This is a genomic window from Streptomyces sp. NBC_00285, assembly GCF_036174265.1.
Classification (GTDB): domain Bacteria; phylum Actinomycetota; class Actinomycetes; order Streptomycetales; family Streptomycetaceae; genus Streptomyces.
This window is the reverse complement of the sequence record NZ_CP108055.1, coordinates 4474621-4488985: the sequence shown is the minus strand read 5'-3', so window position 1 is coordinate 4488985 and position 14365 is coordinate 4474621. Positions and strand designations below refer to the sequence as shown.

Annotated in this window: 11 protein-coding genes and 1 pseudogene; 9 read left to right on the top strand and 3 right to left on the bottom strand. The window is 70.1% G+C overall.

The window, feature by feature from the left end; genetic code table 11:
- Window positions 1-34 precede the first annotated feature (34 nt).
- On the bottom strand, window positions 35-484 hold the full coding sequence (locus OHT57_RS20630) for a metallopeptidase family protein (protein WP_328753262.1): 450 nt from the start codon (window positions 482-484) through the stop codon (window positions 35-37).
- 306 nt (window positions 485-790) lie between these two features.
- Between OHT57_RS20630 and OHT57_RS20625 the strand changes: the two genes are divergently transcribed.
- The 7 genes and pseudogenes from OHT57_RS20625 to OHT57_RS20595 all read left to right on the top strand — a co-directional run bounded on the left by OHT57_RS20625 (window position 791) and on the right by OHT57_RS20595 (window position 8316).
- Entirely contained in the window at window positions 791-1213 is a 423-nt protein-coding gene (locus tag OHT57_RS20625; protein ID WP_328753261.1) for a DUF3499 domain-containing protein, read from the top strand.
- Between the two features lie 218 nt (window positions 1214-1431).
- Window positions 1432-2596: pseudogene (locus OHT57_RS20620) on the top strand (L-lactate permease); the annotation flags it as partial.
- Window positions 2597-2809: 213 nt separating this feature from the next.
- Window positions 2810-4177 carry a phosphomannomutase/phosphoglucomutase gene (locus tag OHT57_RS20615; protein WP_328747932.1) on the top strand — a complete coding sequence of 456 codons (1368 nt, stop codon included), beginning with the start codon at window positions 2810-2812 and terminating at the stop codon, window positions 4175-4177.
- Between the two features lie 300 nt (window positions 4178-4477).
- The gene (locus OHT57_RS20610) at window positions 4478-4648 is read left to right on the top strand and encodes a Trm112 family protein (protein ID WP_007382472.1); all 171 of its coding nucleotides are present in this window, start codon (window positions 4478-4480) and stop codon (window positions 4646-4648) included.
- Window positions 4649-4838: 190 nt separating this feature from the next.
- Window positions 4839-5966 carry an SIS domain-containing protein gene (locus OHT57_RS20605; RefSeq protein WP_328747931.1) on the top strand — a complete coding sequence of 376 codons (1128 nt, stop codon included), beginning with the start codon at window positions 4839-4841 and terminating at the stop codon, window positions 5964-5966.
- Between the two features lie 69 nt (window positions 5967-6035).
- The gene (gene manA / locus OHT57_RS20600; protein ID WP_328747930.1) at window positions 6036-7187 is read left to right on the top strand and encodes a mannose-6-phosphate isomerase, class I; all 1152 of its coding nucleotides are present in this window, start codon (window positions 6036-6038) and stop codon (window positions 7185-7187) included.
- Between the two features lie 145 nt (window positions 7188-7332).
- Window positions 7333-8316, top strand: coding sequence for a cation diffusion facilitator family transporter (locus tag OHT57_RS20595; protein WP_328747929.1), 984 nt, complete (start codon window positions 7333-7335; stop codon window positions 8314-8316).
- Window positions 8317-8389: 73 nt separating this feature from the next.
- Here the strand turns inward: OHT57_RS20595 and OHT57_RS20590 are convergent, their stop codons facing one another.
- A complete protein-coding gene (locus tag OHT57_RS20590) occupies window positions 8390-10537 on the bottom strand; it encodes a PTS fructose transporter subunit IIABC (RefSeq protein WP_328747928.1) in 2148 nt (715 codons plus the stop codon).
- Between the two features lie 490 nt (window positions 10538-11027).
- On the opposite strand from OHT57_RS20590, the gene ahcY reads away from it, so the two are divergent.
- A complete protein-coding gene (gene ahcY, locus OHT57_RS20585; RefSeq protein WP_328747927.1) occupies window positions 11028-12485 on the top strand; it encodes an adenosylhomocysteinase in 1458 nt (485 codons plus the stop codon).
- A 135-nt stretch (window positions 12486-12620) separates the two neighbouring features.
- The gene (locus OHT57_RS20580; protein WP_328747926.1) at window positions 12621-13250 is read left to right on the top strand and encodes a hypothetical protein; all 630 of its coding nucleotides are present in this window, start codon (window positions 12621-12623) and stop codon (window positions 13248-13250) included.
- A 62-nt stretch (window positions 13251-13312) separates the two neighbouring features.
- Here the strand turns inward: OHT57_RS20580 and OHT57_RS20575 are convergent, their stop codons facing one another.
- Window positions 13313-14350: an RDD family protein gene (locus OHT57_RS20575; RefSeq protein ID WP_328747925.1), complete on the bottom strand. Its 1038-nt coding sequence runs from the start codon at window positions 14348-14350 to the stop codon at window positions 13313-13315.
- Between the last annotated feature and the right edge of the window lie 15 nt (window positions 14351-14365).

The following is a 14365-nucleotide window of genomic DNA, read 5'->3' as shown; positions in this document are numbered from 1 at the left end:
GCTCCGAAAGGAGCGGTGCCGAACCGCGGGCGGCTCAGTCCTCGCCGTACCGCGGATCGACCGTCTCAGGGGTGAGTCCCAGCAGCTCGGCCACCTGTTCCACGACCACCTCGTGCACCAGCGCCGCCCGCTCGTCGCGTCCCTTGGTGCGGATCTCCACCGGCCTCCGGTAGACGACCACGCGCGCGGGACGGTCCTCGTGCGCGGGAATCGTCCCGCCCAGGGGCACCGCCTCGTCGTTCCAGGCCTCCCCGGGCCCGTCCAGCCGTGGCACCTCCAGAACCATGAAGTCGATGTCGGCGAGCTGCGGCCAGCGTCGCTCCAGGCGCTCCACGGAGTCCTGCACCAGGTCCGCGAAGGCCTCGGCGCGACTCGCGGCGAGCGGCACCTGCGGCGGGGCGATCGGTCCGCGCATGCCTCGTCCGTGGCGATCACGGCGGCGGGGCCCGGGGCCGGTGGCGCGGGGCGGTACGGCGTTGTCCATCACTGGTGAAGCGTAATCCTCGCCGCACTTCCGCGCCCGGCACCCACGCTGCGTCCCGGCCGCTGTCCGAAATGACGTACAGCGCCCCTCATGCGTCATGTCGGCAGTTGACCATTCCAGCCAAGATTGGGCTCGATTCCGTATCTCTCCCAGACCGTCTTTATCAAGGCAATTGACATGTTTTCCACCAAGTGGTGATTGCGTTCAGGGGTGTTCGGCCCCTCGAAAGCGGGTGTCCGTGCAGGTCACCGCGGTGTGGCCGGTGTGACGTGTGGGGCGTTTCACAACACGACACGGTGGAGTGACCTGGGGGCGAGTCGTCGCGGCCCGCTCAAGAGTGCGGTACCGTCCAACGTCGTGAGCCCTGTACGTCGCTGTTCGCGCACCGCTTGCGGCCGCCCCGCCGTCGCGACGCTGACGTACGTCTACGCCGACTCGACCGCGGTCCTCGGCCCGCTCGCCACCTACGCCGAACCCCACTGCTACGACCTGTGCGCCGTGCATTCCGAGCGCCTCACCGCCCCGCGCGGCTGGGAGGTCGTCCGTCTCCTCGACAGCTCGGCTCCGGCCCGGCACAGCAGTGACGATCTGGAAGCGCTTGCCAACGCCGTGCGCGAGGCGGCCCGTCCGCAGGAGCGCGCCGCTGACGTGAGCGGGGCCCGGCGGGCCGATCCGATGGAGGTCGCGCGCCGCGGCCATCTGCGAATCCTGCGTTCACCGGACAACTGAGCTGCTCCGCCCGCTTCTTGCGCTGTACGAGCTCCGGCAGGTGACGCACGACCGACCACTGGCGTGTGCTTGGCACGGACACGACCATTCCGTAAGCCGAAGTGAGACAGCGCTTTCCGCATGACGGAACGGGGAAGCGCCCGTGTACGTCCAGGAACCCGAACGCGTCGCCGAATCGCTCTGGCCGCCCGCCCTCTCGTCGTTGCCCTGCCCTGGTGATCGTTCTCGTCCTGCTCGGTGGCGTCCGCATGAAGGCGCATCCGGTGGGCCTCACAGGCCTGTTGGCGGCCGCGCTGGTCGCCGGTACCGCGCCCTCGCCTGCGTCGCCATGGGCACACCGGCGTGACACTCGCCCAGGCCACCGGGCTGCCTTTGGGCGACGTCGCCTCCGTGATGAGCCGTCAAACACCGTTGCCGGCCCTGGTGGTGCCCCGGTGCTGGTCTTCCTGGTCGACGGGAAGCGGGTGCCTGCACGAGACCTGGGTGCCCGCACCGCTCCGCGGAATCGCCCTCGCTGTCACGTAGTTCGCGGCCTCCCGCCACGTCGCCGCGCAACTCGCCGACATCGGCCCGGCCTTGGCGGGCGCGGGCACCCTCGCCGCCGTACCGCACGTGCGCGTACCGGCCGATGAATCCGTACCCGGGTCCGTACGGACAGGGGCACGCATTGAGGACCTCGACGAGAGCGACCCGCGCGGTGAAGTCCTGCGCGCCCACGCCCGTACGCGCTGATCGTTGTGATCTTCTCCGTCGCGCATATCCCGGCCGTCAAGGACTGGCCGGCGAGGCGACCTGGGCCTACGACTGGACGCTCCTGAACGTCGTGGATCCCGACGGGGATCCGACCAGAGGCAAGTCTTCACCTGCCCGATCGTCTCCACCGACGGCATCCTCATGCTGTCAGCGGAGATCCTCACGGCGTTCTTGCTCGGCGTGCACACGCGTGTGGCCGTTCGTGAATGGGCCGCGACCGTGCACGAGTTGCGGTTCGCGATCCTAACCGTGACGTCCGTGCCGGCGCTCGCGTACGTCATGAACCTCTCCGGGTAGGCGGCCGGCATCGGCCACTTCGTGGCGGCGGGGGGTGCCGGACCGGCCTTCCTGTCACCGGTCCTGGGCTGGTTCGAGGTGGCCGTGTCCGGCTCCGACGCCAACGCGCTGTTCGGGCACTCCAGGTGACCGCCGCCCGGGAGTCCGGGCTCTCCCCGGAGCTGGTCGCCGCAGCCCACAGGTCCGGCGGGGTCCTCGGCAAGCGTCGGGCTCGGGGGCCGCGAAGGTGACCTGCTGCGCACGGTGCTGCCCTGGAGTCTCGGACTGCTGCTGGTGATGTGCCTGATCGTGATCGAACGGAGCACGCCGGAGCTGGGTTGGATGCTGCCCTGATCCACGGACGCCTTGTGACGTCAGAGCCCGGACGCCGTGGGACTTCGGAGTGCGGCTGCCTTCGGGCCACAGGACAGAAGCACCTCCGGCGCGCACCGGCGGTGCACTGGAGCGCTGACCTGACATTACGGCGGGGCGTCCACTCAGCTCCCGCACAGCGAGCTGTCAGTGCGGGCGGGTAGTTTGTGGTGACCGACAGGACTTTCAGAAGGGTTGGCCGTGGCTGATCTGTCACAGCTCGTGAAGGCGTACGACGTTCGGGGAGTCGTCCCGGACCAGTGGGACGAGACGCTGGCCGAGCTCTTCGGCGCCGCCTTCGTGCAGGTGACCGGCGCGAGCGCGATCGTGACCGGCCACGACATGCGGCCCTCCTCCCCGGGCCTGTCGCGTGCCTTCGCGCGGGGAGCGGCCGCCCGCGGAGTGGACGTCACCGAGATCGGCCTGTGCTCGACCGACCAGCTGTACTACGCCTCCGGCGCGCTCGACCTGCCGGGTGCGATGTTCACGGCCTCCCACAACCCCGCCCAGTACAACGGCATCAAGATGTGCCGCGCGGGCGCGTCCCCGGTCGGCCAGGACACCGGCCTCACCGAGATCCGCGAACTGGTCGAGCGGTGGAGCGAGACGGGCGGCCCGGCAGCGGCCGCAGAGGCGGGCACCCTCACCCGGCGGGACACGCTGAAGGACTACGCGGCCTACCTCCGTGCCCTCGTCGACCTGACGTCGGTACGCCCCCTGAAGGTGGTCGTCGACGCGGGCAACGGCATGGGCGGCCACACCGTCCCGACGGTCTTCGAGGGCCTGCCCCTGGACGTCGTCCCGATGTACTTCGAGCTGGACGGCACGTTCCCGAACCACGAGGCGAACCCGCTGGACCCGGCCAACATCGTCGACCTCCAGAAGCGGGTCCGCGAGGAGGGAGCCGACCTCGGCATCGCCTTCGACGGCGACGCCGACCGCTGTTTCGTCGTCGACGAGCGGGGTGCCCCGGTCTCCCCGTCCGTCATCACCGCCCTGGTGGCCTCCAGAGAGCTCGCCAAGAACGGCGGCAAGGGCACGGTCATCCACAACCTGATCACCTCCTGGTCGGTCCCGGAGGTCGTGAAGGAGCAGGGCGGCACACCGGTACGCACACGTGTGGGCCACTCCTTCATCAAGGCCGAGATGGCCAGGACCGGAGCGATCTTCGGCGGCGAGCACTCCGCGCACTACTACTTCAAGGACTTCTGGAACGCCGACACGGGCATGCTGGCCGCCCTGCACGTCCTGGCAGCGCTGGGCGGCCAGGAGACCCCCTTGTCCGCCCTCGTCGCCCAGTACGACCGATACGCCGGCTCCGGCGAGATCAACTCCACGGTCGCCGACCAGTCCGACCGCCTGGCGGCCGTCAGAGCGGCCTACGACGGCCTGGAGGGCGTACAGCTCGACGAACTGGACGGCCTCACCGTCACCGCCACCGACTGGTGGTTCAACGTCCGCCCCTCCAACACGGAACCCCTCCTGCGCCTGAACGCGGAGGCGAGGGACGAGGCGGCGATGGCGAAGGTCCGCGACGAGGTACTGGCGATCATCAGAGCTTGAGCCGGCGCTCCGCACTATGCAGCCCCTCCGGCGTTTGAGGAGCGGGGGTCCAGGGGGCAGAGCCCCCTGAGAGCGGGGTCGAAGGGGCGGCGCCCCTGGAGGACGGGTAGGGGCGGCGGGGGCGACACCCCAACGGCACCCTGCCCCCGACCTCGCCCGCACTCAGCCCGCACTCAGCCCCCGCCCCAGCCTGCACCCCGACCCCGACCTCGCCCCAACCCCGGCGCCCCCCTCTCCCCGGCGGTACCCTGACCAGGCACATCCGCACAAGCAGCCGTACCGCCCCCGAAGGGAACCCCTATGCCGCTCGAAGCCGGTCTCCTGGAGATCCTCGCCTGCCCGGCCTGTCACGCCCCCCTCAAGGAGCAGGACACCGAGTTGATCTGCACAGGCCAGGACTGCGGCCTCGCGTACCCGGTCCGTGACGGCATCCCCGTACTCCTTGTCGACGAGGCCCGCCGCCCCGCCTGAGCGCGCGGCCGCCGTAGACGAGACAGCGCCCCCGCAGCGGCCGGCGACCGGCGCACCACGCCCCCGCAGCCGTTAGCGACAACGACACAGCGACCACCGGCGTCCCGGCCCCGCACGACCGACGACCCGGCGAAGCGACAACCCGGTGTCCCGGTGTCCCGGAGACCCGGCGATCGGAGGCTGCCGCCCTATGCTCGACGAATCGCTGCTGGACACCCCCGAGGCACTCTCGGAGGCCGACCGCCGAGGCCTGCTCCGCGGTGCCGCGGAGGCCGGCGCCCGCGTCCGCACAGCCGCCCGGCACGCCACCGAGGCCGGGGTGAACGACCTCAAGCCCGACGGCCGCCCACGCGCGGTCCTCATCGCGGGCCCCGGCGCCGCCGCCACCTCGGTCGCCGACCTCCTCGGAACCCTCGCCGGTGCAGGCAGTCCCGTCATCCGTCTCGCCCCCACCGGTGTCGCCCCCGCCGCGGGCGCCCTGCGCTGGGAACTCCCCGGCTGGACCGGCTCGGTCGACCTGCTCCTGATCGCCACCCCCGACGGCACCGAACCGGGCCTGTCCCTCCTCGCCGACCAGGCCTACCGCCGCGGCTGCACCGTCGTCGCCGTGGCCCCCGCCGACACTCCGCTCAGCGAGGCGGTGGAGGGCGCCCACGGCCTGTTCGTGCCTCTGGCGACGGCCCCGTACGACCAGGCCACCCCCCTCACCGCGTCCGCCCCCGGCGTCCTGTGGGCCCTGCTCACCCCCCTCCTCGCGATCCTGGACCGCACCGGCCTGCTTGCCGCGCCGCCCGACGTGATCGAAAAGATCGCCGACCGGCTCGACCACATCGCCGAGCGCTGCGGTCCCGCCATCGCGACCTACAGCAACCCGGCCAAGACCCTCGCCACCGAACTCGTCGACTCGCTCCCGGTGATCTGGACCGAGGGCACCTCCGCAGGCCCCGCCGGCCGCCGCTTCGCCGCCGCCCTCGCCGAGCTCTCCGGCCGCCCCGCCGTCGTCGCCGAACTCCCCGAGGCCCTCGCCGCGCACAGCACGCTGCTCGCCGGCCCACTGGCCGCCGGCGCCGACCCCGACGACTTCTTCCGCGACCGCGTCGAAGAGGCACCCGCACTGCACGCACGCGTGGTGCTCCTTCGCGACCGGCCGATCGCCGGTCTCAGCGCCGCCCCGGCCGCCCGTGAGCTGGCCCTCGGCCACGACACGCCGATCAGCGAACTGGAACCGGAGCCCGGCGGCGAGATCGAGACCCTCGCGGAACTGATCGCCGTCACGGATTTCGCCGCCGTTTACCTGGCGCTCGCCTCGGGGGCCTGACGTTGCCCGGGACGCCCCGAGCGGCGTACGCCAGGACCCGCTGATCGCCGGACGTACAGAAAGAGCCTGATGGACCGCCTCGACAACACCATCCGCCCCTACGCCTGGGGTTCCACCACCGCCATCCCCGGGCTGCTCGGCGTCGGGCCGACCGGGGAACCGCAGGCGGAGATGTGGATGGGCGCCCACCCGGGAGCCCCCTCCCGCACCGCACGGGGCACGCTCGTCGAGGTCATCGACGCGAACCCGTCGCGCGAGCTGGGCGAGGAGACCGTCGCCAAGTTCGGTCCCCGCCTGCCCTTCCTCCTCAAGATCCTCGCCGCGGGCGCCCCGCTCTCCCTCCAGGTGCACCCGAACCTCGCGCAGGCGAAGGAGGGTTACGAGAACGAGGAGCGCCGCGGCATCCCCGTGGACGCGGGCAACCGCAACTACAAGGACGCCAACCACAAGCCCGAACTGATCTGCGCACTCACCGAGTTCGACGGCCTGTGCGGCTTCCGCGAGCCCGCGCGCGCGGCCGAGCTGCTCGACGCGCTCGGCGTCGACTCCCTCAAGCCGTACGTCGACCTCCTGCACGCCCGCCCCGAGGAGGCGGCCCTGCGCGAGGTCCTGACGGCCGTCCTCACCGCCGACCGGGAGGAGATGGCCGACACGGTCACCGAGGCCACGGCCGCCTGCGCCCGCCTCGGCGGCGACCACGCCCCGTACGCCGAGATCGCCCACCACTACCCGGGCGACCCGGGTGTCATTGCCGCGATGCTGCTCAACCACGTCCGGCTCCAGCCCGGCGAGGCCCTGTTCCTCGGCGCCGGCATCCCGCACGCCTACCTCAACGGCCTCGGCGTCGAGATCATGGCCAACTCCGACAACGTCCTGCGCTGCGGCCTGACCCCCAAGCACGTCGACGTCCCCGAACTCCTGCGCATCGTCCGCTTCGAGGCCGCCGACCCCGGGGTGCTCCGCCCCGAGGCGTCCCCCGCGGGCGAGGAGGTCTACGACACCCCCATCGACGAGTTCCGGCTCTCCCGCTACGTCCGGGCCGAGGGCTCCGCCGACCACGACCTCACCCGTCCGACCCCGCAGATCCTGCTCTGCACGGCAGGTTCCGTCCGTACCGGGGAACACGAGCTGAGCCCCGGTCAGTCGGTCTTCGTGCCGGCGGGGGAGAAGGTCATGGTGTCCGGGACGGGCACGGTCTTCCGGGCCACCGTGATCGCCTGACCGCAACTTTGTGATCGTATGACCGGGGCTGTGGACGCGTGAGACGCCCGCGCCGGGAGAGGCTGCAAGAATGGCCCACCGGCAAAGGACGGGCAAAGGCCGGGACGGCGTAGAGGCACTTGAGGCGAAGGGACAACGCGAGCAGATGAGCGCGTCAGGCGGAAACAAGGCGATCGTGGCGGCACTCGGTGCCAACCTCGCGATCGCGGCATCGAAGTTCGTGGCGTTCGCGTTCAGCGGCTCGTCCTCGATGCTCGCCGAGGGCGTGCACTCGCTCGCCGACTCGGGCAATCAGTTCCTGCTGCTGCTCGGCGGCAAGAAGGCCCAGCGCGAGGCCACCCCGCAGCACCCCTTCGGCTACGGCCGCGAGCGATACATCTACGCCTTCCTGGTCTCCATCGTGCTCTTCTCGATCGGCGGCATGTTCGCCGTCTACGAGGGCTTCGAGAAGATCAAGCACCCGCACGAGATCGAGCGCTGGTACTGGCCGGTGGGCGTCCTCATCTTCGCGATCATCGCCGAGGGCTTCTCCTTCCGTACGGCCATCAAGGAGTCCAACCCGCTGCGCGGCGACCTCTCCTGGAAGGAGTTCGTGCGCCGCGCCAAGGCGCCCGAGCTCCCGGTCGTTCTCCTGGAGGACTTCGGCGCCCTCGTCGGTCTGCTCCTCGCCCTCGGCGGCGTCGGCCTCGCCCTGCTCACCGGCGACGGCGTCTGGGACGGCATCGGCACCCTCTGCATCGGCATCCTGCTCATCCTGATCGCGCTCATCCTGGCCGCCGAGACCAAGTCCCTGCTGCTCGGCGAGTCCGCGGGCATCGAGGAGGTCAAGAAGATCGAGACCGCGATCGTCGACGGCCACACCGTCACCGGCATCATCCACATGCGCACGCTTCACCTCGGCCCCGAGGAACTGCTGGTCGCCGCCAAGATCGCCGTTCAGCACGACGACTCGGCCGCCGAGGTCGCCTCGGCCATCAACGCCGCCGAGTCCCGCATCCGCGAGGCCGTCCCGATCGCCCGGGTCATCTACCTCGAACCGGACATCTACAGCGATGCCGAGGCCGCCAAGGGCGCCGACCAGGAGGCGACCCCCGGGGGACCGGCACAGCAGCCGACCCCCGGCCACTGACGTCCTGCCGCGATACGGTGACGGGGCCGGCCGATCCCTCGGCGGGCCCCGTCACCTCTCGGCCATCCGACAGCTAGCGGATGTCCCCCAGCACTGACAGCACGGCCCTCTCGTCCGGCGCCGCGGTGAGCCGCTCCCGGAACTCGGGATCCATCAGCTTCCGCGACAACAGCGCGAGGATCCGCAGGTGTTCGTCGCCGGCGGCCGCCTCCGGCACCGCGATCATGAAGACCAGCCTGGCCTTCGTACCGTCCAGTGAGCCCCACTCGACGCCCTCGTCGGACCGCGCGAACCCGACGATGGGGGCGGTCACCGCATCCGTCTTGGCGTGCGGGATCGCGATCTCCTCCCCGAGCCCGGTCGTGCCCTGCTCCTCGCGCCGCAGGGCAGTGGCGACCAGCTCGTCCGCGTCGGTCACCTTGCCGGTCCGGGCGAGCAGCGCGGCCATCTCCCGGATCGCGCTCTCCTTGGAGCGGGCGTCGAGGGCGACCTTCACAGTCTGGTCGGTGAGGTAACCGGAGAGGACCTTCCCCTCGGCCTCACCGCCGGCTTCGGTGCCGGTGCGGGCGTCGGTGTCGGTGACTTCCGCGGCTTCGGCCGACATCGCCTTCGTGGCGGGAGCACCCGAGGTCACGACGCTCTGTGCCATCACGGCTCCGACCGCTCCTGCTCCCGCCACCCCCGTGCCCACCCCGACCAGTGCGGGTTCGAGAGGCCCGGGCTCGAACGACCCGGACGCACCCGGCGCGGCCACAGGCACAACGCCCTTGCGCCTCCGCTCGCCGATGTCGACCAACGTGACCGTCGTCAGCGCCGTGACCACCGTGCCGATCACCACGGCCACGAAGAACATCGGCACCCCGCTCACCGCACCCAGCACCGCCACGATCGGCCCACCGTGCGGCACCGCGTCCTCGACTCCGGTGACGCCGGCGACCGCACCGGCCACCGCCCCGCCGACCATGTTGGCCGGAATGACCTGCGCGGGCCGCGCCGCCGCGAACGGGATGGCGCCTTCCGAGATGCCGAAGCAGCCCATGAACAGCGAGGCCAGCCCGGTCTCCCGCTCCTGCTCGGTGTAGAGCCGCTTCCGTATCAGGGTCGCCAGCCCCTGTCCGAGCGGCATGACCGGGATCGCGGCCGCGCACATGCCCATCACCGTCTGGTTGCCGGTCGCGATGAGCCCCGCGCCGAACAGGAACGCCGTCTTGTTGACCGGCCCGCCCATGTCGAACGCGATCATGAGCCCGAGAATCGCGCCCAGCAGGATCGCGCTCGTCCCCGTCATCCCGCTGAGCCAGCTGGTGAGGTGCTCGAACACCCACGAGATCGGCCGGCCGATGACGTAGATGAAGAACAGCCCGAGCGCCGTGGTCGCCACGATCGGGATCACGATGATCGGCATGATCGGCCGCACGAACGTCGGCACCCTGACCTTCTTGATCCACAGCACCAGATACCCGGCGAGGAACCCGGTCACGATCGCCCCGATGAACCCGGCGCCCGCCTTCGAGTCGTACAGCGAACCCGTGTTGGCGATCCAGCCGCCGATCATGCCGGGCACGAGCGCGGGCCGGTCGGCGATGGCGTAGGCGATATATCCGGACAGAATCGGGATCATCAGCTGGAAGCCGATGACACCGATCTGATTGACGTCGGCCCAGAAGGTGCCCTCAGGAATCACATAGCCCTTGGCTGTCGCGTCGCCGCCGAGCGCGAGCGAGACCGCGATCAGCAGACCGCCGACGACCACGAACGGGATCATGTACGAGACGCCGTTCATCAGCGCCTTGTAGACCGTGCTCCGCTGCTTGCCGCCGTCGGCCGACGCAGTCTCTGTCGGCGCATCGCCCGCTGTGTGCACCGGTGCCGACCGCACTCGCTCGATCAACTGCTCGGGGTGGTGGATTCCCTCCGCCACCCCCACGGTCAGGACCCGCTTGCCCACGAAACGGGCCAGGTCCACATCCTTGTCCGCGGCGATGATCACGCCGTCCGCGGTGCTGACATCGTTGTCATCCAGGATGTTCTCGGCCCCGATGGATCCCTGGGTCTCCACCTTCATGTCGATGCCACGGCTCTCGGCGGCCTGCGTGAGCTTCTCCGCGGCCATGTACGTGTGGGCGATGCCGGTCGGGCATGCGGTTACCGCGAGCAGCTTCAATCGCTGCTGCTCCCTGCTGCCGCCGCCTGTGGGGGGAGGTCCGGCCGGACTTGTCACGTCGATCTCCTCACGCCGTTGTGCTGCGGAAACGCCGTCCAGGACGCCCCGCAAGATCGATCAGATGTTCCGATCGCTCGCATCCTTCCTCGCCTGCCCCGGACGCCCACGGAGCAAAAGTGCCTGGATGACCTGCTCTGTTTCCGACTGTTCCGAAGTTCGTAGGCCTGTTGTCACCTCAGCCGGGGCACCCTGTCGGAACAACCGGCGGCGCCCTGGCGATGACCCGGGCCGCAGCCCGTGTTCGGCCTGATGTATTCGGAGGCGGGCTGGGGTCGCCCGGCGGACCGGTGTAGCTTGGGACGAAGCCAGACGTCGCTGCTGATGGCGGTCGGGCGGTCCCACCGCGGACCGACCGAGGGAGAGAGGGCCTCCGACGGACTGCGCTGCGCGCACCGGGCATGCCTGTGTCCTCTTCGGGCACCCCTGTGTCCGCCGCCGCGCAGACCAGCCGTACCCACCTCGCCCCAACCCCGAGGAGCAGCCCGTAATGACGATTGTGGACAACCGACAGGACTTCAAGGTCGCCGATCTCTCCCTGGCCGAGTTCGGCCGCAAGGAGATCACTCTCGCCGAGCATGAGATGCCGGGTCTGATGGCGATCCGCAAGGAGTTCACGGCCACCCAGCCGCTGGCCGGCGCCCGCATCATGGGCTCGCTGCACATGACCGTGCAGACCGCCGTTCTGATCGAGACCCTGGTTGCCCTTGGCGCCGAGGTCCGCTGGGTGTCCTGCAACATCTTCTCCACCCAGGACCACGCGGCAGCCGCTGTCGCCGTAGGCCCGAACGGAACGCCCGACAACCCCCAGGGCATCCCGGTCTTCGCCTGGAAGGGCGAGACCCTGGAGGAGTACTGGTGGTGCACCGAGCAGGCTCTGACCTGGCCGAACACGCCCACCGGCGGCCCGAACATGATCCTGGACGACGGCGGCGACGCCACCATGCTCGTCCACAAGGGTGTCGAGTACGAGAAGGCCGGCAAGGTCCCCTCTGCGGACACCGCCGAGTCCGACGAGCACCGTGTCGTCCTCGAAGTCCTCGACCGGACCATCACCGACGGCTCGCAGAAGTGGACCCAACTCGCCTCGGAGATCCGCGGCGTGACGGAGGAGACCACGACCGGTGTCCACCGTCTGTACGAGATGCAGCGCGACGGCGCCCTCCTGTTCCCGGCGATCAACGTCAACGACGCCGTCACCAAGTCGAAGTTCGACAACAAGTACGGCTGCCGCCACTCCCTGATCGACGGCATCAACCGTGCCACTGACGTCCTCATCGGCGGCAAGACCGCAGTCGTCTTCGGCTACGGCGACGTGGGCAAGGGCTGTGCGGAGTCTCTGCGCGGACAGGGCGCCCGCGTGATCGTCACCGAGATCGACCCGATCTGCGCGCTGCAGGCGGCGATGGACGGCTACCAGGTCACGACGCTGGACGACGTTGTCGACAAGGCCGACATCTTCATCACCACGACCGGCAACAAGGACATCATCATGGCCGCCGACATGGCCAAGATGAAGCACCAGGCGATCGTCGGGAACATCGGCCACTTCGACAACGAGATCGACATGGCCGGCCTGGCCAAGATCCCCGGCATCGTCAAGGACGAGGTCAAGCCCCAGGTCCACACCTGGAAGTTCCCCGACGGCAAGGTCCTCATCGTGCTGTCGGAGGGCCGTCTGCTGAACCTGGGCAACGCCACCGGGCACCCGTCGTTCGTGATGTCCAACTCGTTCGCGGACCAGACCCTGGCCCAGATCGAGCTGTTCACCAAGCCCGACGAGTACCCGACCGACGTCTACGTGCTGCCCAAGCACCTCGACGAGAAGGTCGCCCGCCTCCACCTGGACGCGCTCGGTGTGAAGCTGACCGAGCTGCGCCCGGAGCAGGCGTCGTACATCGGTGTCGAGGTCGACGGCCCGTACAAGCCGGACCACTACCGCTACTGAGCCCGAAGGGCACGGCAGCAGTTCCTCCGAGGCAGGCCCCCGCACCCCCGTGTCGGGGGCCTGCCCCATTGGTCCTGCAACCCATCGCCCTGTGCGACCGTCAGGCCGGACAGCCCGTCAGAACCCAGGACCTCCATGCCCCGCGGCCGTTATTCGCTTCACGACCCGCACGATCACGCTCCCCTCGCAGACGAACACTTCCAGTGCGCCCCCGGCCCGTCCGGCTGGCGCTACGTCTCTCAACGGACGACCCCCGCCGGCGGTCACAGCGGCTCGGTCGACCTGACCCTCGACGAACTCGGTCGCCCCATCCGCCTCGAACTCCACGCCGAGAGCTGGCAGGTACGCGGCGCCGCGCTCGACGGTGTCACCTGGGTCCGCACGGACCCCACCGGATCCCACGCCACCGAAGGCAACGTCGCCGCCCATGCCTTCACCGGCACTTCCCCCGCATTCCTCGTCGCCACCACCCGTCTCCTGCGCCTCACCGCCTTCAACTCAGCAACTCGCGTACGCCTCGTGGCCCTCACGGACCCCGTCCTCGCCCCGCGCACCGTGGACCAGTCCTGGACCTTGCTGAAAAGAGAAGCACACGCCACTGACAACGGCCCGCTGATCGTGGAGGAGTACCAGGTCACAGCCCTGGACACCGGCGAGCAGCACTCAGTGCACATCGCTGGGGACGTGGTCCTCGCAGCCCCGGGAATCGAGCTGGAGGACCTCGAATCCCCACCGTCGGCGTTCCCTGAACCACCCCTCGACTGAACCGACTTCAGTGGGTGCCGGCTCCGTTCACCCCGCCAAAAGCGTCACAGGGACCGGCAGGATCACGCAGGCGGAACGAACCCGGACGCGGGCCTGCCTGCTGGCGGTGCGCTGGACCGGCCCCCGTCAGAGACGCCCTCGGCGTCCTCGGACAAGGCCCCGCCTGCCGGAATTTCGCCTGCCGGAACAGTGCCGGGAGGCCGCCCCACCGGATCCGCTTCGTATCCGTACGCGACAGCCGGCGGAGGAAAGGACGGGGGCGTAGGCCGCACCCCCGGGTACGGATAGCCACCCGGCACCCCGACCGCAGGGGCGGGCCCCGTTACGGGCAACGGCCCAACCCGCGCCGTACCGTTGCCGAAGGCTCGCCGGGCCTCGCGGGCCTGCCGTTCCTGCACCACCGCCGCCAGATACGCCCCCGGCGGCACACCCTGCGGCGCCGGAGCTCCCGTACGAGCCGCGAGATCGGACGCCAGCCGCTCAGCCATCGCCCACCCGACCTGCTGATCCAGCTGGTGCATCCGCGTCAGGTACTGCCGGATGGCAAGCCACAGGCCATCGGGAACCGCCGACAGATCGAGCTCCGAGAACCGCCCGGCCAGCCAGGGCGGAGGTGGCGGCACGAATCCGCCGGGTGCGACGGGAATCCGTTCCCGTACGACCAGCGTCCCCGCGAACACGTCACCGAGCCGCCGCCCGCGCGCCGAAACCAGCGAAGCGATACAGGCGACGACCCCGAACGTCATCAGGATCTCGACCACGCCGATCGCGCCCCGCACCAGCGCATGCCGGAACCGGATCGGCCCGCCGTCGTCCCGCACCACACGAAGCCCGACGGCGAGCTTCCCCAACGAGCGCCCATGGCTCAGCGTCTCGACCGCGATCGGCCCGCCCACCAGCACCAGGAGGAACGCGGCGATCGAAAGGGCGACCTGCGCCGCATCGTCCAACGACGCGGAAGCCGCCACCAGCGCAATGATCACGGCGATGTACACGACCATGACCACGGCCAGATCGATAACCACGGCCAACACCCTGCTGGGCAGCCTCGCAGGGCGCAGCTCAAGCGCCACCGCCTCGCCCGTCACCAGCTCACTCACGTCCGCCGCCCTTCC

Coding starts and splice junctions, on each gene's coding strand:
- ahcY (WP_328747927.1), top strand. CDS start 11,028: ATGACGATTGTGGACAACCGACAGGACTTCAAGGTCGCCGATCTCTCC.
- manA (WP_328747930.1), top strand. CDS start 6,036: ATGGACCGCCTCGACAACACCATCCGCCCCTACGCCTGGGGTTCCACC.
- OHT57_RS20595 (WP_328747929.1), top strand. CDS start 7,333: ATGAGCGCGTCAGGCGGAAACAAGGCGATCGTGGCGGCACTCGGTGCC.
- OHT57_RS20580 (WP_328747926.1), top strand. CDS start 12,621: ATGCCCCGCGGCCGTTATTCGCTTCACGACCCGCACGATCACGCTCCC.
- OHT57_RS20610 (WP_007382472.1), top strand. CDS start 4,478: ATGCCGCTCGAAGCCGGTCTCCTGGAGATCCTCGCCTGCCCGGCCTGT.
- OHT57_RS20630 (WP_328753262.1), bottom strand. CDS start 484: ATGGACAACGCCGTACCGCCCCGCGCCACCGGCCCCGGGCCCCGCCGC.
- OHT57_RS20605 (WP_328747931.1), top strand. CDS start 4,839: ATGCTCGACGAATCGCTGCTGGACACCCCCGAGGCACTCTCGGAGGCC.